Here is an 18633-nt window from a genome sequence, read left to right as displayed (position 1 = left end):
ATGAAAACTTTAACTCTTATTCCCGGCCAGCTGAGCCTGACGCAGCTGCGCGATATCTATAGCCACCCGCTAAACGTCGCGCTCGACGAGGGCGCCTTTGCGGCGATTGACGAGAGCGTGGCCTGCGTCAACGCGATCCTCGCGGAAGGGCGCACCGCTTACGGCATCAACACCGGTTTTGGCCTGCTGGCGCAAACCCGCATCTCGACCGAAGATCTGGAAAACCTCCAGCGCTCACTGGTGCTGTCCCATGCCGCCGGCATCGGCGAGCCGCTGGATGAGGCCATGGCGCGGCTGATTATGGTGCTGAAGATTAACAGCCTCTCCCGCGGCTTTTCCGGCATTCGTCTGAGCGTGATCCAGGCGCTGGCGGAGCTGGTGAACAAAGGCGTTACGCCGTGGATCCCGGCGAAAGGCTCGGTGGGAGCATCCGGCGACCTGGCGCCGCTGGCGCATATGTCGCTGACGCTGCTGGGGGAAGGGAAAGCCCGCTGGCAGGGTGAGTGGATGCCGGCCGCGCAGGCGCTGGAAAAAGCCGGCCTCAGGCCGATTACGCTGGCGGCCAAAGAGGGGCTGGCGCTGCTTAACGGCACCCAGGCTTCGACGGCGTTCGCGCTGCGCGGCCTGTTTGAAGCCGAAGACCTGTTTACCTCGGCGGTGGTATGCGGTGCGCTAACCACCGAAGCAGCGCTGGGCTCGCGTCGTCCGTTTGACTCGCGTATCCACGAGGCTCGCGGCCAGCGCGGACAGATTGACGCCGCCGCGCTCTATCGCCACGTGCTGACCGACGATAGCGCGATTTCTCAGTCGCACCACGGCTGCACCAAGGTGCAGGACCCGTACTCTCTGCGCTGTCAGCCGCAGGTGATGGGCGCCTGCCTGACGCAGATCCGTCAGGCGGCGGAAGTGTTATTGGTTGAAGCCAACGCGGTCTCCGACAACCCGCTGGTGTTCGCCAGCGAGAATGAGGTGATTTCCGGCGGCAACTTCCACGCCGAACCGGTGGCGATGGCGGCGGACAACATCGCCCTGGCGATAGCCGAAATCGGCTCGCTGTCGGAGCGTCGCATCGCGCTGATGATGGACAGCCATATGTCGCAGCTGCCGCCGTTCCTCGTGAAAAACGGCGGCGTCAACTCCGGCTTTATGATTGCCCAGGTGACCGCGGCGGCGTTAGCCAGCGAAAACAAAGCGCTTTCGCACCCGCATAGCGTTGATAGCCTGCCGACCTCCGCGAACCAGGAGGATCACGTCTCGATGGCGCCGGCCGCCGGTCGCCGCCTGTGGGCGATGGCGGAAAACACCCGCGGCGTGCTGGCGGTCGAGTGGTTGGCCTCCGTTCAGGGGCTGGATATGCGCGAGGGTCTTGCCAGCAGCCCGCTGCTGGAAAAGGCGCGCCATCTGCTGCGCGAACGCGTGCCGCACTACACCGAAGACCGCTTCTTCGCGCCGGATATTGAACACGCTATTGAGCTTTTGGCCGCGCGTCACCTGACGCGACTGCTGCCTGCCGTACTGCCCGATCACAACTAACCATTCGCTGTTCTCTGTACCCGCGTCGGGGGGATGCCTTCCCCCCGGCCGTCCTACACGCATATTTGTCGTCGTATAAAAATTATCAGGACACTTGCATATGCAACAACAATCGCAACAAAAGCCACATCTGCTGCGCGGGCTGAACGCTCGCCATATTCGCTTTATCGCGCTCGGTTCCGCCATCGGCACCGGGCTGTTCTACGGCTCGGCCGCGGCCATCAAGGCTGCCGGTCCGGCGGTGCTGCTGGCCTATCTTATCGGCGGCGCGGCGGTCTTTATCGTGATGCGGGCGCTGGGAGAAATGGCGGTGCGCAACCCCGTCTCCGGCTCCTTCGGCAGCTACGCGCGCCAGTATCTCGGCCCGCTGGCCGGGTTTATCACCGGCTGGACCTACACCTTCGAAATGGTCATTGTGGCCCTCGCCGACGTGACCGCGTTTGGGATTTATATGGGGCTGTGGTACCCCGACGTGCCGCGCTGGATTTGGGTGCTGAGCATTATCTTTTTCATCGGCGCGATGAACCTGTGCCACGTGCGAATTTTTGGTGAGATGGAGTTTTGGCTCTCGCTGATTAAAGTGGTGGCCATTATGGCGATGATCGTTGCCGGCGGCAGCATCATCTTCTTTGGCTTCGGCCACGCGTTTCCGGCGACGGGGCTGGAAAATCTGTGGAGCCACGGCGGATTTGCCCCCAACGGCTGGCAGGGGATTATCGCTTCGCTGGGGATTGTGATGTTTGCCTTCGGCGGGGTCGAAATCATTGGCGTCACCGCCGCGGAGGCGCAGGACCCGAAAAAGGTTATTCCGCAGGCAATCAATACCATCCCGCTGCGCATCGTGCTGTTCTACGTCTGCACGCTGGCGATCCTGATGGCTATTTTCCCGTGGAACAGCTTTGGCGAGCAGGGCAGCCCGTTCGTGCTGATCTTCAGCGGGCTGGGGATTCCGGCGGCGGCGACCATCCTCAATATTATCGTCATTAGCGCCAGCATTTCGGCCATCAACAGCGATATATTTGGCGCGGGGCGCATGATGTACGGCATGGCGAAAGAGGGCATGGCGCCGAAAAGCTTCCAGCGTATCGCCAGCAACGGCGTGCCGTGGATGACGGTGGTGGTGATGGGCGTGGCGCTGCTGGCGGCGGTAGTGCTGAACTACCTGATGCCGGAGCAGATCTTCGTGCTGATCGCCTCGCTGGCGGCGTTTGCCACGGTATGGGTCTGGCTGATGATCCTGCTGGCCCACTTTGCGATGCGCCGCGGCCTGTCGGCGGAAGAACGGCGTAATATCGCGTTCCCGGTGCCGTTCTGGCCGGTTGCGCCGCTGCTGACCCTGCTGTTTATGGGGCTGGTGATTGCGGTGCTGGGAATGGTGGAAGAGACGCGTATTGCGCTGATCGCCGGCCTGGTCTGGCTGGGCCTGCTAACCGTGGTGTGGTATGCACGGGTGCGAAAAAGCGCGGTCATCGCGGTGACGGAGCAGTAATCAGACATCCCCGGGTCAGGCGTGAGCCCCGGCCCGGGGATGTTCCGAAGTTAGCTAAACAGGGCGGTGATTGAGGCGCTGCCGAGGCTGTGGAAATGGACGTTAAAACCGACCATCGCGCCGCTTGCGCCTTCATCGACCTCAATTTTATCAACGTCCAGCGCGTGCACCGTAAAGATGTAGCGATGGCTTTCACCCTTCGGCGGCGCCGCGCCGCCGTAGCCCGCCTGACCGAAATCGGTGCGGGTCTGAACCGCCTCTTCCGGCAGCGGCGCCAGGCCGGAACCGGCGCCCTGGGGCAGCACGCGGGTCTCGGCAGGAAGGTTCGCCACAATCCAGTGCCACCAGCCGGAGCCGGTCGGCGCGTCCGGGTCGTAACAGGTCACCACAAAGCTTTTGCAGCCCGCCGGCACATCATCCCACGTCAGATGCGGTGAAATATTGTCCCCCGCGTAGCCCATGCCGTTGAATACATGACGGTTGGGCAGCTTCTCGCCATCCTGCAAATCATGACTGATGAGTTTCATCGTCTCTCCTCAAGTTAATCGCCTGATTGGCAAAGAAGTGTAGCGCGCGGGGCGCGGCATTACCGTCTCTTAATCGCTAAAAAATGTTTCTTCCAGCACCGCGGCGTTAACCGCCCGGGTCAGGTGCGTCAGCTGTTCGGCGCTAATGATATACGGCGGCATCAGGTAGATAAGCTTGCCGAACGGGCGCACCCACACGCCTTGCTCCACGAAAAAGCGCTGCAGGGCGGCCATGTTTACCGGACGGCGGGTTTCCACCACCCCAATCGCGCCAAGCACGCGCACGTCGGCCACCAGCGCGGAGTCGCGCGCCGGCGCCAGCTCGGCCTTCAGCTGCGCTTCGATGGCGGCAACCTGGGCCTGCCACTCTCCGCTTGCCAGCAGGTTCAGGCTCTCTGCGGCCACCGCGCAGGCCAGCGGGTTGCCCATAAAGGTCGGGCCGTGCATAAAGCAGCCGGCCTCGCCGTTGCTGATGGTCTCCGCGACCGTGCGGGTGGCCAGCGTCGCGGAGAGCGTCATGGTCCCGCCGGTCAGCGCCTTGCCGAGACACAGTATATCCGCCGCAATGCCCGCATGTTCGCAGGCAAACAGCTTGCCGGTACGGCCAAAGCCGGTGGCAATCTCATCGGCAATCAGCAGGATACCTTCGCGATCGCACATCTTACGGATGCGCCTTAACCACTCCGGATGGTACATCCTCATCCCGCCAGCGCCCTGCACGATGGGTTCGAGGATCACCGCGGCAATTTCTTGGCGATGGGCGGCCATCAGGCGGGCAAAGGGCACCATGTCGAGCTCGTCCCACTCGCCGTCAAAGCGGCTCTGCGGCGCCGGCGCGAACAGGTTGTCCGGCAGATAGCCCTGCCACAGGCTGTGCATGGAGTTGTCCGGGTCGCACACCGACATCGCGCCGAAGGTGTCGCCGTGATAGCCGTTGCGGAAGGTGAGAAAACGCCGGCGCGGTTCGCCCTTTGCCTGCCAGTACTGCAGAGCCATTTTCATCGCCACTTCGACCGCCACGGACCCCGAGTCGGCAAGGAACACGCACTCCAGCGATTCCGGCGTCATCGCCACCAGCTGGCGGCAGAGCGCGACCGCCGACGGGTGGGTTATGCCGCCAAACATCACGTGCGACATCTGGTCGATCTGCGCTTTCATCGCCGCATTCAGCCGCGGATGGTTGTAGCCGTGGATCGCCGCCCACCATGACGACATGCCGTCAATCAGCCGTTCGCCGCCGGCCAGAGAAAGCTCGCAGCCGTGAGCGGCCGCCACCGGGTAAACCGGCAGGGGAGAGGTCATGGAAGTGTAGGGGTGCCAGATGTGGCGCCGATCGAAGGCGAGATCGTCCATTGTCATAAGCGACTTGTAAACCATTTTGAAAACATTTAGGTTTACGAGTATAAACCGAACCGACAGTTAACAAAACCCTTTGGAGAAGCCAATGGCTCACCACGCACGCTGGACAATGTCGCAAGTCACTGAGTTATTTAATAAACCATTGCTGGATCTGCTGTTTGAAGCCCAGCAGGTCCACCGCCAGCACTTTGACCCGCGCCAGGTTCAGGTCAGCACGCTGCTGTCGATTAAGACCGGCGCCTGCCCGGAAGATTGTAAATACTGCCCGCAGAGCGCGCGCTATAAAACCGGCCTGGAGTCCGAGCGCCTGATGGAAGTTGAACAGGTGCTGGAGTCGGCGCGACAGGCTAAAAATGCCGGTTCGACCCGTTTCTGCATGGGTGCGGCGTGGAAGAATCCGCACGAACGCGATATGCCGTATCTTGAGCAGATGGTCAAAGGGGTGAAGGCGCTGGGGCTGGAGTCCTGTATGACCCTCGGTACCCTCACCGATAGCCAGGCGCAGCGCCTCGCCGGTGCCGGCCTCGACTACTACAACCACAACCTCGATACCTCGCCGGAGTTCTACGGCAATATCATCACCACCCGTACTTACCAGGAACGCCTCGATACCCTTGGTAAAGTGCGCGGCGCGGGAATTAAGGTGTGTTCCGGCGGTATCGTCGGGCTGGGCGAAACGGTAAAAGATCGCGCCGGACTGCTGCTGCAGCTGGCCAACCTGCCGACGCCGCCGGAAAGCGTGCCCATCAACATGCTGGTGAAGGTGAAGGGCACGCCGCTGGCGGACAACGACGACGTCGACGCGTTTGAGTTTATCCGCACCATCGCGGTGGCGCGGATCATGATGCCGACCTCCTACGTGCGCCTCTCCGCCGGCCGCGAGCAGATGAACGAACAGACCCAGGCGATGTGCTTTATGGCCGGGGCCAACTCCATTTTCTACGGCTGCAAGCTGCTGACGACGCCGAACCCGGAAGAGGATAAGGACCTGCAGCTTTTCCGCAAGCTGGGGCTTAATCCGCAGCAGACGGCGGTGCTGGAAGGCGATAACGAGCAGCAGCAGCGTCTGGAGCACGCGCTGAATAACCCGGATACCGAGGAATATTACAACGCGGCGGTGCTATGAGCTGGCAGCAACGCATCGAGCAGGCGCTGAGCGAACGACGGCAGGCGGATGCTTTCCGCTCTCGCCAGCCGGTGACGCAGGGGGCCGGGCGCTGGCTGACCCGCGAGGGGCAGCGCTGGCTCAACTTTTCCAGCAACGATTATCTCGGCCTGAGCCAGCATCCGCAGATCGTTGCCGGCTGGCAGCAGGGCGCCGAACGTTACGGCGTCGGCAGCGGCGGTTCGGCTCACGTCAGCGGTTACAGCGACGCGCATCGCCAGCTGGAGGAGGCGCTGGCCGACTGGCTGGGCTATCCGCGCGCGCTGCTGTTTATCTCCGGCTTTGCCGCTAATCAGGCGCTGATTGCCGCCCTGCTCGGCAAGGACGATCGCGCGGTAGCGGACCGTCTGAGCCACGCCTCGCTGCTGGAGGCGGCCAGCCTCAGCCCGGCGCAGCTGCGGCGCTTTCAGCACAACGACGTTCAGCAGCTGAAAACGCTGCTGGAGAAACCGCTGGCGGGCCAGCAGCTGACGATCACCGAAGGCGTCTTCAGCATGGACGGCGATAGCGCGCCCCTCGGCCCGATCCACCAGGTGACCGCTGAAGCCGGCGGCTGGCTGCTGGTCGATGATGCCCACGGCATTGGCGTGCTGGGCGACGAGGGGCGGGGCAGCTGTTATGCGCAAAACGTCCACCCTGAACTGCTGGTGGTGACCTTCGGCAAGGCCTTTGGCGTCAGCGGCGCGGCGGTATTGTGCAGCGAGGCGCTGGCGGATTATCTGCTGCAGTTTGCCCGCCACCTGATTTACAGCACCGCCATGCCGCCGGCCCAGGCCGTTGCGCTCAGCGCCGCGCTGCGGACTATCCGCGGCGATGAGGGCCAGCGGCGGCGGGAGGCGCTGGCCTGCCGGATAGCCCAGTTCAGGGACGGGATGCGCGACTATCCGGGGCAGCTTACCGAATCGACCAGCGCCATTCAGCCGCTGATCGTCGGAGACAACGCCCGGGCTCTGCGCCTGGCGGCGCGCCTGCGCGAGCAGGGCTGCTGGGCGACGGCGATCCGCCCGCCGACGGTGCCGGTCGGCAGCGCCCGGCTGCGGCTGACCCTGAGCGCGGCCCATGAATCTGCGGATATCGATCGTCTGCTGGAGGTCCTGCATGACGGCGGTGAATAAACGCGCGGTGGCCGCCGCCTTCGGCCGGGCGGCGAGCCGCTATACGCAGCACGATGAGCTGCAGCGCCGCAGCGCCGGGCTGCTGCTGCGCCAGCTTGGTGACCGGCGCTTTGCCGAGGTTCTGGATGCGGGCTGCGGTCCCGGCAGCATGAGCCGCTACTGGCGCGAGGCGGGCAGCCGCGTCACCGCGCTGGATATCTCCGTTGATATGCTGGCGGAGGCCCGGCGCCAGCAGGTCGCGCACGGCTACGTCGAGGGCGATATTGAATCCCTGCCGCTGCCGGCGGCCTGCGTAGACCTGGCGTGGAGTAATCTGGCGGTGCAGTGGTGCGACGACCTCGGCGCCGCGCTTGCTGAGCTGCACCGGGTCGTGCGTCCCGGCGGGCGGGTGGCCTTCAGCACCCTGTTGGCCGGTTCGCTCCCCGAGCTCAACCAGGCCTGGGCGACGATTGACCGGCATCCGCACGCCAATCGTTTCCTCAGCGAGCAGGCGGTACGCAGCGTGATGAGCGGCTGGCGGGGCGAGGCGCAGGTACATGCCGTAACGCTGCCGTTCCCCGACGCCCTCTGCGCCATGCGTTCGCTAAAGGGCATCGGCGCCACCCATTTACACCAGGGGCGCAGCGCGGCGCCGCTGAGCCGCACAAAGCTGCAGCAGCTTCAGCTGGCGTGGCCGAAACGGCACGGGCAGTGCCCGCTGACCTACCATCTTTTTACAGGAGTAATTGAACGTGATTGAGCGTTATTTCGTCACCGGAACCGATACTGAAGTCGGCAAAACGGTGAGCAGCTGCGCCCTGCTGCAGGCGGCGAATCTGCGGGGTCGGAACAGCGCCGGCTATAAGCCGGTGGCCTCCGGCAGCGAGTACACGGCGCAGGGCCTGCGCAACGACGACGCCCTGGCCCTGCAGCGCAACAGCCGCGTGGCGCTGAGCTACCAGCAGGTTAACCCGTTAACCTTTGCGGAACCCACTTCGCCGCATATTATCAGCGCCGATGAGGGGCGACCCATTACCGCCGCCGCGCTCTCCGCCGGGCTGCGCGAGCTGGAGCCGCTGGCCGACTGGCTGCTGGTGGAAGGGGCAGGGGGCTGGTTTACGCCGCTGTCCGAAACCCTGAGCTTTGCCGACTGGGTGCAGGAAGAGCGGCTGCCGGTGATCCTGGTGGTGGGAATAAAGCTGGGCTGCATTAATCATGCCCTGCTGACGGCTCAGGCGGTGCGCCAGGCAGGGCTGCCTCTGGTGGGCTGGATTGCCAACGACGTCCAGCCGCCGGGGAAGCGGCATAGCGAATACCTCGCGACCCTCAAACGGCTGCTGCCCGCGCCCATGCTGGGCGAGATCCCGTGGCTGGAGGAGGCGTCGCAGCGGGAAGACCTCGGCCAGTATCTCGATCTTAGCGCGCTGGATCGGGCGTCATCCACTGCGCCAGCAGCGGCTCATCCAGCTGTATAACGTCGCCCTGCGCCACGCTGCGCCCGCGGTGCAGCAGGCAGAAGCGGTCGGCCACCCGGCGAATGAACGGCAGGTGCTGCTCGGCGAGCAGCACCGTTAAACCGATATCCCGGTTCAGGCGCACCAGCAGATCCCCCAGCTTATGCATAAAGTGCTGCCCGCTGCCGCGCGACGGTTCATCAAGTATCAGCAGGCGCGGTCGGACGATCAGCGCTCTTGCCAGCGCCAGCTGGTACCTGTCGTCTTCCGAGAGCGCGGCGCCTTTGCTCTGGCGCAGGGCGTAAAGCTGCGGAAAGAGATCGTAAATCTCGCTATTCACCACCGCGCCGGGCGTGCCTCCGGCCGCCAGCGCAATATGCAGATTCTCCTCTACGCTGAGCTGCGAAAAGATGCGCCGGTCCTGCGGCACGTAGCCGATGCCGATGACGCTGCGTGAATGGGCGGAGAGCGGCATCAGGTCGCAGGGCGGCGCTCCGCGCTCCTGCCAGGTGATGCTGCCGCTGGCCACCGGGAGGTTCCCGGTAATGCAGTTGACCAGCGTGGTTTTCCCCATTCCCTGACTTCCCATCACGCAGGTACACTCTCCTGACCTGAGCTCAAGATCGACGTTCCACAGCGTGTGCTGGCTTCCATAGTACTGATTGACGGCGCGTAGACTCAACATAGACGTTTTCTCCTTTTTGACGACGGCGAGCGAGACAAACATTCTGCAAATCTCTTGCCAGGAAAAAGAAGTGACGGCATTTTTTCGCCAGCGCAGGTCGCGGCGGCCACCGCCGGCGGGGAACAGCGAAGCGGCTGCACTTTCCCGGTGCTAAACGACGTGAAACGTGGTGCAGAAAGCAGCAAAAAGGCGGGCGTCCTTAGCTGATAAATATCAAAAATAATTCAATAATATTTTTTAGCCGCGTGATTTTTGCCGGCGGACAATTTCGGCCGGGTGGCAGAGGTCATGGCCTGCAGCGAGTTATCCACTATTCCTGTGGATAACCTTGTGTATTAGAGTTAGAGAACTTGCGGTAAGCTAGAGATTACGCGGCCTGCGGCTGAATTGGCGCGAAACCCGTCTTTTATTAAATTTTATTTAATATCAATTGGTTGTATAAAATCAATGGCTGTAAGGAAAGTGTCACCTGCTGCCATAAAAGATTCATCGCCTTGCTTGACAAATGTTAAATGACAAAATTTTCTGGGGATAACCTTACACAGTGGCGGATTATTCCGCATGGCGCGCTTTTTTTGCCCAAATGCGGCCGCCCGGGGCAAGGTTTACAGAGCGAACAGTAATACGATACTGGTTTTATATCCAGTATTATTTATTGGCAAAAGCGCCGGCGACGGGTAGAATTAAACACCTGCCGTTTCGCGCCGGGCGCTTCATCCTCCTTCAGGGTCAGACATATGAGTAAAACGTTCACGCTGCATTCCGCTTTCCGTCCCTCTGGCGATCAGCCAGAAGCCATTCGTCGCCTTGAAGAGGGGCTGGAAGATGGTCTGGCGCACCAAACGCTGCTGGGGGTAACCGGGTCGGGTAAAACCTTCACCATCGCTAACGTCATTGCCGACCTGCAGCGCCCGACGATGGTCCTCGCGCCCAACAAGACCCTGGCGGCGCAGCTGTATGGCGAAATGAAGGAGTTTTTCCCGGAGAATGCCGTCGAGTATTTCGTCTCCTACTACGACTACTACCAGCCTGAAGCCTACGTGCCGAGCTCGGACACCTTCATCGAGAAGGACGCCTCGGTCAACGAACATATTGAGCAGATGCGCCTGTCGGCAACCAAGGCGCTGCTGGAGCGCCGCGACGTCATCGTGGTGGCCTCGGTCTCGGCTATTTATGGCCTCGGCGATCCTGACCTGTACCTGAAGATGATGCTGCATCTGACCACCGGCATGCTGATTGACCAGCGGGCCATTCTGCGTCGCCTCGCGGAGCTGCAGTACACCCGTAACGATCAGGCTTTCCAGCGCGGGACCTTCCGCGTTCGCGGCGAGGTCATTGACGTCTTCCCGGCGGAATCGGACGATATTGCCCTGCGTATTGAGCTGTTTGACGAAGAGGTTGAGCGCCTGTCGCTCTTTGACCCGCTTACCGGGCAGGTTGAATCGTCCATCCCGCGCTACACCATCTACCCGAAAACGCACTACGTTACCCCGCGCGAGCGGATCGTTCAGGCCATGGAAGAGATAAAAGTCGAGCTGGCGGAGCGGCGTAAAGTGCTGCTGGAAAACAACAAGCTGCTGGAAGAGCAGCGCCTGAGCCAGCGTACCCAGTTCGACCTCGAAATGATGAACGAGCTGGGCTACTGCTCGGGGATTGAAAACTACTCGCGCTATCTTTCCGGGCGCGGGCCGGGCGAGCCGCCGCCGACGCTGTTCGACTATCTGCCGGCGGATGGCCTGCTGGTTATCGATGAATCCCACGTGACCATTCCGCAAATCGGCGGGATGTATCGCGGCGACCGGGCGCGTAAAGAGACGCTGGTGGAGTACGGTTTCCGCCTGCCGTCGGCGCTGGACAACCGCCCGATGAAGTTTGAGGAGTTTGAGGCGCTGGCGCCGCAGACCATCTACGTTTCGGCGACGCCCGGCGCCTACGAGCTGGATAAATCCGGCGATGAGGTGGTCGATCAGGTGGTCCGTCCGACCGGCCTGCTTGACCCGGTTATCGAAGTGCGCCCGGTGGGGACCCAGGTCGACGATCTGCTGTCGGAGATTCGCCTGCGCTCCGCCATCAACGAGCGCGTGCTGGTGACGACCCTCACCAAGCGGATGGCCGAAGACCTCACCGAGTACCTCGAAGAGCACGGCGAGCGCGTGCGCTACCTGCATTCGGATATCGATACCGTCGAACGTATGGAGATTATCCGCGATCTGCGCCTCGGCGAGTTTGACGTGCTGGTTGGGATCAACCTGCTGCGTGAAGGGCTGGATATGCCGGAGGTCTCGCTGGTAGCGATTCTTGATGCCGACAAAGAGGGCTTCCTGCGCTCCGAGCGCTCGCTGATCCAGACCATCGGCCGCGCGGCGCGTAACATCAACGGTAAGGCGATTCTCTACGGCGACAGGATCACCGCCTCGATGGCGAAGGCCATCAGCGAAACCGAACGCCGTCGCGAGAAGCAGCAGCGCTATAACGAAGAGCACGGCATCACCCCGCAGGGCCTGAATAAGAAGGTGGTCGATATCCTGGCGCTGGGCAGCGGCCTGGCGAAGACCAAGGCCAAAGGGCGCGGCAAGTCGCGTTCACCGGTCGAGGCGGATACGCCGGTGCTGACGCCAAAAGCGCTGCAGCAGCGAATTCACGAGCTGGAAGGGCAGATGATGCAGCACGCGCAGAACCTGGAGTTCGAAGAGGCGGCCCAGATCCGCGACCAGCTGCATAAGCTGCGGGATCTGTTTATCGCCGCGTCGTAGACCGGCGCCCGTCGCGTCGGGCGTCTATGCCGCGGCCAGACTGGCTTCTGGCCGTGTGGAACGCTCGTAACGTACGGGCAGCGCCTGCGGATGCGAGGGCTGCCCGGCGTCACAATGGCAAATAAAATAGCCGGTGGGGGCGGCTCTTAATATCCGCTTAATCTTGTTCAGGGACACTATCTTCATTCTAATGAGGATAGCGCCATGCAAAAACTACACTTTCGCCAATACCTGGCCATTACCTGCGCCTTTATTATCGTCGTCGCCTTCTTCCATCACTGGGTGCTGACCTTCTGACGCGAAGGCCTCGGGAAGAGCACCCAGGCGCGAACGCCGGGGCCCGGCTGGCGGTTATGCAAAAAGAACTGGGTATCGTGCAGCTGGGCGATACGGGTGACGATGCTTAATCCCAGACCAATGCCGCCGTAGCGGCTGTCCATGCGAACAAACGCTTTGCTCAGCTCGCCGCTTTTCGCTTCATCAATTCCCGGCCCTTCATCCTCCACCGCCAGAATCGGCGTTGACCCCGCCTGAATCGAGACGCGGATCGTAGAGTCCGTTGGGCTATAGCGGTGCGCATTCTCCACCAGATTGCGCAGCACCACGCGCAGCAGCGTGGCGTCGCCGGACACCATCACCTCCTCGTCCGCACCGGCTATCTCAAGCTTTTGCCGGCGCGGCGTCAGCATCGCTTCCAGCTCCTCCTCGAGCGGTTCAACGACATCCTCCATCAGCTGCACCTGCTGGTAGCTACCGGCGGAAAACGACTGCCCTACGCGGGCCAGCTGCAGGAGCTGGGAGATGCTGTTGGTCATCTGATCGAGGCGCTGAATAAGCGGATCGACCCCCACCCCGTGCACTTTGGCCAGCAGCTCGAGGTGCAGGCGCAGCCCGGCCAGCGGCGTGCGCAGCTCGTGGGCCACGTCGGCGGTAAACAGGCGCTCGCGGTCGAGCGTCAGGTTCAGGCGCGATACCAGCTGGTTCAGCGCGGTGGTTACGGCGGTCACTTCCGGCACCGACTCGCTGAGCTCGATAGGCTGGAGATTATCCGGGGTGCGGTTCTCCAGCTCGCCCTGCAGGCGGGAGAGCGGGCGGGTTATCTTTTTCACCGCCAGCAGGCTGATATAGAGCGCGAGGCCGATAATCAGCAGGCTTGGGATCAGCAGGCTGGCGACCGCTTCCCGCACCTCGTGCTCAACGTGCTTCTGGTTGTTGTGCCCCTCGATGGCGCTGGCCACCAGCAGCTGAATCTGCTCTTTGCTTTCATGCCACAGCCAGAACACGCTGATAATCTGGCAGACCGCCAGAATCGTGCCGATGGTCAGCAGCAGGCGAAAGCGCATGGTCCATTTTTCGGTGGCTAACAGCGGCATCTCTTTATGACTCCGATTCGGTATTGTTCACCAGCATATAGCCAAAGCCCCTGACGGTACGGATCCGCGCTTTACCGACCTTATCGCGCAGGTTGTGGATATGCACCTCCAGGGTATTGGTCGCCGGCTCGTTATCCCAGCTGTAGATATCGTTGTAGAGAATTTCCCGATGTACCGGACTGCCCGCCTTCATCATCAGGCGCGACAGCAGGGAGTACTCTTTTGGCGTCAGCTCCAGCGAATCCCCGCCCAGCCACACCTGCCGGCGGGTGATATTGAGGCGCAGGTTGCCGACCACCATTTCGCTGTCGCCCTGGTTATTGTGGCGGCGGAGCAGCGCGCGGATGCGGGCGTTAAGCTCCTCCAGCGCAAAGGGCTTCACCAGATAGTCGTCGGCGCCGGTATCGAGACCGTCGATGCGGTCTTCGACGGTATCGCGGGCGGTGAGGATAAGCACCGGCTGGCTGAATTTCTCCCGCCGCATCCGCGCCAGGAAGTGCAGGCCGTCCTCATCCGGCAGCCCGAGGTCGAGGACCACCAGGCTGTAGTGGTTGCTGGCCAGCGACAGCGCGGCCTCATGCGCGCTGGCGACGCCGTCGCAGGCGTATCCTTCGCTCTGCATGGCCAGAATTAATCCCTGTAACAGGAGCGCGTCGTCTTCAATGACTAAGATTTTCATCTGCCGGCCTCGCTTATGCATGGCGTTAAAATATCGTCTGTCGCCTGGTATTCACGGGTATTGACCCCGAACAGGCCGAGCAGGGTGGAGAACAAATTATCCTGCGAATAGGGCGCCGTTTTTGCCTTCTGCTGCAGGCACTGGCTGGAAACGCCGTAGCGCTGCTGGTAATCCTGCGACAGCCACATCAGCATCGGGACATGCTTTTGCGTATCCGGCGCGATAGACCACGGCAGCCCGTGCAGATAAACGCCGTCTTCGCCCAGCGACTCGCCGTGGTCGGAAAGATAGACCAGGCTGGTGGTAAATTTATCCTGCTTCGACTGCAGCAGCTTGATGGCCTTATCCACCACGTAATCGACGTACAAAATGGTGTTGTCGTAGGTGTTGGTCAACTGCTGCTGCGTGCAGCCCTGAATTTCATTGGTATCGCAGGTCGGGGTGAATTTTTTGAATTCAGCCGGGTAGCGATTGTAGTACGTCGGGCCGTGGCTGCCGATAGTGTGCAGAACGATAATGCCGTCCTGTTGCAAACCGTCGATGTAGCTTTCCAGATTATGGAATAAGACCTCATCGTAGCATTCGCCGTCGATGCACTGACCCGTCAGCTTGAGATCGGTGACGTTCTGATGCGGCACGCGATCGCAGGCGCCTTTACAGCCGCCGTCGTTGTCGTTCCACAATACCTGAATACCGGCGCGCTGCAGAATGTCCAGCACGCCCTCCTGGTGATGCGCCAGCTCTTCATCATAGCGCTCGCGCGGCATGTTGGAGAACATGCACGGCACGGAAACGGCGGTGGCGGTACCGCAGGAGGTGGTGTCGGGAAAATAGATAACGTTATCCTGCTGCAGGCGCGGGTTGGTTTCGCGGGGATAGCCGCCGAGGGAGAAATTTTGCGCCCGCGAGGTCTCACCCAGCACCAGAATGGTCAGGTTTTTTCGCGGCCCGTCGCGCATTTGCGGCTTCTGCTGCGCATCTTCGCCAATTTTGACCAGCGGCAGATTGTCCATCTTATTGTGTGCATACCACGAATTGATCGCCACGATGCTGTTTGACGGGCTCAGCGACTTCACCAGCTCTTTATTATTGCGGAACACCGAGGCGTAATCTTTATAAAACAGGGCGGCAATCAGCATGATAAGGAGCGCCGAGAGCGCCACGTTGAGCAGCCGCACGGCGACGCCGCGGGTGAAGGTTTTCGGCTTACGCACCTTAATCCACCAGGCCGCCAGTACCGCCAGCACGCCGGAAATCCCGAGCGTCAGCACCATGCTGCCCGACATCAGGGCGAAGCTCTCCGCCGGCGTGGTATCCAGAATGTTGGTGATCATCGCCCGGTCGATGATGACCCCAAAGGTCCAGATAAAGTACTGCGCCGCGGCGCTAAGCAGAATAAACAGGCTGATAACGACGCGGTCGAGCCTGAGGAAAGAGGCCAGGGTGGTGAGAATATTCATCACGCTGAAGGCGACCAGCGGCATGCTGAGGAACACCAGCCAGCTATGCAGGTTACTGACCGGCAGCAGGGTGAAGACCTGGCGGTAGAAGGCAATATTGAGGAACAGACCGACGTAGGCGGCAAAGATAATCAGGTAAACCGTGCGGCTCACTACCGGTCGACGCAGTGGAAATAACGACATAGCAAAAGTCCAGGTGAAAACATGCTCGCTATGCTGCCACTTCTTTTTTAAGACAACCTTAAGATTTTAATGTGGGGAGTCGACGCTCCCCACGCTATGAAGCCATTCGGAATTAGCCGGGTATCTGAATCGCTTTTTCCAGCGCATTGCGCAGCAGCAGGCGATCGTGGCGATAGGGCACGTCGCTGGCATCCAGCGGCGTCTGGATGACCATCCGGTCCTCAAGGCCGCGGATATCGGCCTTTGGTCCGACGACCACGGCGTCAATCACCCGCTTGCCCACGTGGTGCTCCATAATCGCGATGCGGTCCGCCAGCGTCAGGGTAGCGGCCGGGCTGTGCTCTTTGCCGAGGTTGTCGATAAAAACCATCGGCGCCGGCGTGCGGCGCAGCGCCTGCGCCATATCGTCGAGCAGCAAAATAGGCAGCAGGCTGGTGTAGAAGCTGCCGGGGCCGATCAGAATGAGATCGGCTTCAGCGATCGCCGCAACCGCTTCGCGGGTGGCGGGAACCGGCGGGGTCAGCATCAGCTCGCGCGGCACGCGGGGAAGCTGGTCGATATTGACTTCGCCATAAACTTCGTGGCCTTCGTCGTCAATCGCCATCAGGTCCACCGGTTGTTCGGACATCGGTATCAGGAATGCGTCAACTTTTAGCAGGTTTCTGATTAAATTAATCGCCTCTAAAGGCCTGACGCTAAGGTGATCGAGGGCCTTTAACATTAGATTTCCGAGGTTATGCCCAGAAAGTTCGCCGTTACCGGCAAAACGGTACTCAAACATGGCGGATGCTACGCTGGGTTCGGCGATCAGCTGGTTAATACAGTTGCGCATATCCCCCCAGGCAATACCGCCTTCGGCACGGCGAATACGCCCCGTCGATCCGCCGTTATCTGTGGTGGTGACGATGCCGGTCAGGCGCGATCCGAGCGATGAGAGTGACGACATCACCCGGCCCAAACCATGCCCTCCGCCAAGAGCCACTACCCGATCGAGGTCGGCGAAAGTCCGATTGCGCATACTAATTCCTTATCTCAAATGAACGGGCTCACAGTAACCGATCTACCCCTAAAAGACGATGCTCCGATCCTGACAAACTGACCGACATCAATGCAAAACCCTGAATTTTGGCTATTCTGTTACGAAAATGCACGATCGTAGCGATATATACATAATTATATAGCGAAATCGAAAATGGCGAAACGGTCGTTTCCGCGCTACTATCGGCATAAACCAGTTAACACTCTAGCCTCTGTGCCTGTGTCGCAAGATATGGTGCTTTGGCCGTGACAGCTCAGCTTGTCACCAGGGCGTGGGAAGAAATGACCGCGTCTCCCGTATTTGGAAAGGTGTATATGGCCTCACAGCTTACCGATGCATTTGCGCGTAAGTTTTACTACTTGCGCCTGTCGATTACCGACGTGTGTAACTTTCGTTGCACCTACTGTCTCCCGGACGGCTATAAGCCCGGCCCGGTGACCAACAAAGGCTTTCTCAGCGTAGATGAAGTGCGCCGCGTGACGCGTGCCTTTTCCGCCCTCGGCACCGAAAAGGTGCGCCTGACCGGCGGTGAACCCTCGCTGCGCCGCGATTTCGCCGACGTTATCGCCGCCGTGCGTGAAAACAGCGCCATTCGGCAGATTGCGGTCACCACCAACGGCTATCGCCTGGCGCGGGACGTCGAACGCTGGCGCGACGCCGGGCTGACGGCCATCAACGTCAGCGTGGACAGCCTCGACGCCCGCCAGTTTCACGCCATCACCGGGCAGGATAAATTTCAGCAGGTGATGGACGGCATCGATGCCGCCTTCGCCGCCGGTTTTGAGAAAGTGAAGGTCAACACCGTGCTGATGCGCGATGTGAACCACCACCAGCTCGACACCTTCCTCGCCTGGATCCAGCCGCGCCGCATCCAGCTGCGCTTTATTGAACTGATGGAAACCGGAGAGGGCAGCGACCTGTTCCGCCGGCACCATATCTCCGGCATGGTGCTGCGCGACGAGCTGCTCCGACGCGGCTGGATCCACCAGATCAGCCAGCGCAGCGACGGCCCGGCGCAGGTCTTCTGCCATCCGGACTACGCCGGAGAGATCGGCCTGATCATGCCCTATGAAAAAGACTTCTGCGCCACCTGCAATCGCCTGCGCGTCTCCTCCGTGGGCAAGCTGCATTTGTGCCTGTTCGGCGACGGCGGCGTAGATTTACGCGATCTGCTGGCCGAGGACTGCCAGCAGGCGGTGCTGGAAGCGCGCATCTCCGAAGCGTTAACCCATAAAAAACAAACCCATTTCCTGCATCAGGGCAACACCGGTATTACGCAAAACCTGTCGTATATTGGCGGATAATTGATTCTAAAGGAGCGAACAGATGAGTCAGGCCAGCGCTGAGTTTATCCCGACCCGTATTGCTATTCTCACCGTTTCCAGCCGCCGTGGCGAAGAGGACGATACCTCTGGCCACTGGCTGCGCGACGCGGCGCAGGAAGCGGGGCACGTGATTGTTGATAAGGCGATTGTTAAAGAGAACCGCTACGCCATTCGCGCCCGGGTGTCGGCGTGGATCGCCAGCGACGACGTTCAGGTGGTGCTCATTACCGGCGGAACCGGTTTTACCGAGGGCGATCAGGCCCCGGAAGCGCTGCTGCCGCTGTTTGACCGGGAAGTTGAAGGTTTTGGTGAGGTCTTCCGCATGCTCTCCTTTGAAGAGATCGGCACCTCGACGCTGCAGTCCCGCGCCGTTGCCGGCGTGGCTAACGGCACGCTTATTTTTGCGATGCCCGGTTCGACCAAAGCCTGCCGCACCGCGTGGGAAAATATCATTGCGCCCCAGCTCGATGCCCGCACCCGCCCGTGTAACTTTATCCCTCATTTGAAGAAATAGC

At 61.0% G+C, this 18633-nt stretch carries 16 protein-coding genes and 1 riboswitch; of the genes, 9 read left to right on the top strand and 7 right to left on the bottom strand.

Annotated features, from left to right (window positions below; genetic code table 11):
- Window positions 1-1533 carry a histidine ammonia-lyase gene (hutH, locus tag MMW58_RS20525; protein WP_241722000.1) on the top strand — a complete coding sequence of 511 codons (1533 nt, stop codon included), beginning with the start codon at window positions 1-3 and terminating at the stop codon, window positions 1531-1533.
- A gap of 100 nt (window positions 1534-1633) precedes the next feature.
- A complete protein-coding gene (locus tag MMW58_RS20520; RefSeq protein WP_241721999.1) occupies window positions 1634-3022 on the top strand; it encodes an amino acid permease in 1389 nt (462 codons plus the stop codon).
- A gap of 50 nt (window positions 3023-3072) precedes the next feature.
- On the opposite strand, the gene MMW58_RS20515 is transcribed toward MMW58_RS20520, so the two are convergent.
- Together MMW58_RS20515 and bioA are read right to left on the bottom strand one after the other, a co-directional pair.
- Entirely contained in the window at window positions 3073-3549 is a 477-nt protein-coding gene (locus tag MMW58_RS20515; RefSeq protein ID WP_241721998.1) for a kinase inhibitor, read from the bottom strand.
- 69 nt (window positions 3550-3618) lie between these two features.
- Window positions 3619-4908 carry an adenosylmethionine--8-amino-7-oxononanoate transaminase gene (gene bioA, locus MMW58_RS20510; RefSeq protein ID WP_241721997.1) on the bottom strand — a complete coding sequence of 430 codons (1290 nt, stop codon included), beginning with the start codon at window positions 4906-4908 and terminating at the stop codon, window positions 3619-3621.
- A gap of 85 nt (window positions 4909-4993) precedes the next feature.
- On the opposite strand from bioA, the gene bioB reads away from it, so the two are divergent.
- From bioB to bioD, 4 genes are read left to right on the top strand one after another with little or no spacing between them, the layout of a single operon-like run.
- Window positions 4994-6034 carry a biotin synthase BioB gene (bioB, locus tag MMW58_RS20505; RefSeq protein ID WP_159237248.1) on the top strand — a complete coding sequence of 347 codons (1041 nt, stop codon included), beginning with the start codon at window positions 4994-4996 and terminating at the stop codon, window positions 6032-6034.
- Window positions 6031-7188, top strand: a complete 1158-nt coding sequence (bioF, locus tag MMW58_RS20500; protein WP_241721996.1) for an 8-amino-7-oxononanoate synthase — start codon at window positions 6031-6033, stop codon at window positions 7186-7188. The genes bioB and bioF overlap by 4 nt, the downstream gene beginning before the upstream one ends.
- On the top strand, window positions 7172-7927 hold the full coding sequence (bioC, locus tag MMW58_RS20495) for a malonyl-ACP O-methyltransferase BioC (protein ID WP_133596921.1): 756 nt from the start codon (window positions 7172-7174) through the stop codon (window positions 7925-7927). Before bioF ends, bioC begins: the two co-directional genes overlap by 17 nt.
- Entirely contained in the window at window positions 7920-8642 is a 723-nt protein-coding gene (gene bioD / locus MMW58_RS20490; protein WP_241721995.1) for a dethiobiotin synthase, read from the top strand. Before bioC ends, bioD begins: the two co-directional genes overlap by 8 nt.
- Here bioD and MMW58_RS20485 read toward each other — a convergent pair.
- Window positions 8584-9306: an ABC transporter ATP-binding protein gene (locus tag MMW58_RS20485; protein ID WP_041144679.1), complete on the bottom strand. Its 723-nt coding sequence runs from the start codon at window positions 9304-9306 to the stop codon at window positions 8584-8586. The two genes, bioD and MMW58_RS20485, sit on opposite strands and share 59 nt — an antisense overlap.
- 737 nt (window positions 9307-10043) lie before the next feature.
- Between MMW58_RS20485 and uvrB the strand changes: the two genes are divergently transcribed.
- A complete protein-coding gene (gene uvrB / locus MMW58_RS20480) occupies window positions 10044-12059 on the top strand; it encodes an excinuclease ABC subunit UvrB (RefSeq protein ID WP_133596925.1) in 2016 nt (671 codons plus the stop codon).
- A 275-nt stretch (window positions 12060-12334) separates the two neighbouring features.
- Here uvrB and pmrB read toward each other — a convergent pair whose 3' ends face one another.
- The 4 genes from pmrB to yvcK all read right to left on the bottom strand — a co-directional run bounded on the left by pmrB (window position 12335) and on the right by yvcK (window position 16772).
- Complete coding sequence (pmrB, locus tag MMW58_RS20475; protein ID WP_241721994.1) at window positions 12335-13432, bottom strand: two-component system sensor histidine kinase PmrB; 1098 nt, start codon at window positions 13430-13432, stop codon at window positions 12335-12337.
- A gap of 4 nt (window positions 13433-13436) precedes the next feature.
- The gene (gene pmrA / locus MMW58_RS20470; protein ID WP_045854540.1) at window positions 13437-14111 is read right to left on the bottom strand and encodes a two-component system response regulator PmrA; all 675 of its coding nucleotides are present in this window, start codon (window positions 14109-14111) and stop codon (window positions 13437-13439) included.
- Window positions 14108-15754 (bottom strand): phosphoethanolamine transferase EptA, encoded by a 1647-nt coding sequence (gene eptA, locus MMW58_RS20465; protein ID WP_241721993.1) that lies wholly within the window; start codon window positions 15752-15754, stop codon window positions 14108-14110. Before eptA ends, pmrA begins: the two co-directional genes overlap by 4 nt.
- Window positions 15755-15866: 112 nt before the next feature.
- Window positions 15867-16772, bottom strand: a complete 906-nt coding sequence (gene yvcK / locus MMW58_RS20460) for a uridine diphosphate-N-acetylglucosamine-binding protein YvcK (RefSeq protein ID WP_133596930.1) — start codon at window positions 16770-16772, stop codon at window positions 15867-15869.
- A gap of 209 nt (window positions 16773-16981) precedes the next feature.
- Window positions 16982-17120: riboswitch (molybdenum cofactor riboswitch) on the top strand.
- On the opposite strand from yvcK, the gene moaA reads away from it, so the two are divergent.
- Together moaA and moaB are read left to right on the top strand one after the other, a co-directional pair.
- Window positions 17108-18097: a GTP 3',8-cyclase MoaA gene (gene moaA, locus MMW58_RS20455; RefSeq protein WP_133596932.1), complete on the top strand. Its 990-nt coding sequence runs from the start codon at window positions 17108-17110 to the stop codon at window positions 18095-18097. Its footprint overlaps the riboswitch before it by 13 nt.
- Window positions 18098-18119: 22 nt before the next feature.
- Complete coding sequence (moaB, locus tag MMW58_RS20450) at window positions 18120-18632, top strand: molybdenum cofactor biosynthesis protein B (RefSeq protein ID WP_159237242.1); 513 nt, start codon at window positions 18120-18122, stop codon at window positions 18630-18632.
- Window position 18633 lies beyond the last annotated feature (1 nt).

This window comes from Klebsiella sp. HC6 (assembly GCF_022605325.1).
GTDB lineage: Bacteria > Pseudomonadota > Gammaproteobacteria > Enterobacterales > Enterobacteriaceae > Klebsiella > Klebsiella terrigena.
Note: the sequence above shows the minus strand (reverse complement) of the source record. Positions and strands in the feature narration are given on the sequence as shown.

What these genes read in the sequence shown, in the direction of transcription:
- pmrA (WP_045854540.1), bottom strand. Translation starts at nt 14,111, where the DNA reads ATGAAAATCTTAGTCATTGAAGACGACGCGCTCCTGTTACAGGGATTA.
- pmrB (WP_241721994.1), bottom strand. Translation starts at nt 13,432, where the DNA reads ATGCCGCTGTTAGCCACCGAAAAATGGACCATGCGCTTTCGCCTGCTG.
- bioB (WP_159237248.1), top strand. Translation starts at nt 4,994, where the DNA reads ATGGCTCACCACGCACGCTGGACAATGTCGCAAGTCACTGAGTTATTT.
- eptA (WP_241721993.1), bottom strand. Translation starts at nt 15,754, where the DNA reads ATGTCGTTATTTCCACTGCGTCGACCGGTAGTGAGCCGCACGGTTTAC.
- moaA (WP_133596932.1), top strand. Translation starts at nt 17,108, where the DNA reads ATGGCCTCACAGCTTACCGATGCATTTGCGCGTAAGTTTTACTACTTG.
- bioF (WP_241721996.1), top strand. Translation starts at nt 6,031, where the DNA reads ATGAGCTGGCAGCAACGCATCGAGCAGGCGCTGAGCGAACGACGGCAG.
- MMW58_RS20520 (WP_241721999.1), top strand. Translation starts at nt 1,634, where the DNA reads ATGCAACAACAATCGCAACAAAAGCCACATCTGCTGCGCGGGCTGAAC.
- uvrB (WP_133596925.1), top strand. Translation starts at nt 10,044, where the DNA reads ATGAGTAAAACGTTCACGCTGCATTCCGCTTTCCGTCCCTCTGGCGAT.
- MMW58_RS20515 (WP_241721998.1), bottom strand. Translation starts at nt 3,549, where the DNA reads ATGAAACTCATCAGTCATGATTTGCAGGATGGCGAGAAGCTGCCCAAC.
- MMW58_RS20485 (WP_041144679.1), bottom strand. Translation starts at nt 9,306, where the DNA reads ATGTTGAGTCTACGCGCCGTCAATCAGTACTATGGAAGCCAGCACACG.
- hutH (WP_241722000.1), top strand. Translation starts at nt 1, where the DNA reads ATGAAAACTTTAACTCTTATTCCCGGCCAGCTGAGCCTGACGCAGCTG.
- bioA (WP_241721997.1), bottom strand. Translation starts at nt 4,908, where the DNA reads ATGACAATGGACGATCTCGCCTTCGATCGGCGCCACATCTGGCACCCC.
- yvcK (WP_133596930.1), bottom strand. Translation starts at nt 16,772, where the DNA reads ATGCGCAATCGGACTTTCGCCGACCTCGATCGGGTAGTGGCTCTTGGC.
- moaB (WP_159237242.1), top strand. Translation starts at nt 18,120, where the DNA reads ATGAGTCAGGCCAGCGCTGAGTTTATCCCGACCCGTATTGCTATTCTC.
- bioC (WP_133596921.1), top strand. Translation starts at nt 7,172, where the DNA reads ATGACGGCGGTGAATAAACGCGCGGTGGCCGCCGCCTTCGGCCGGGCG.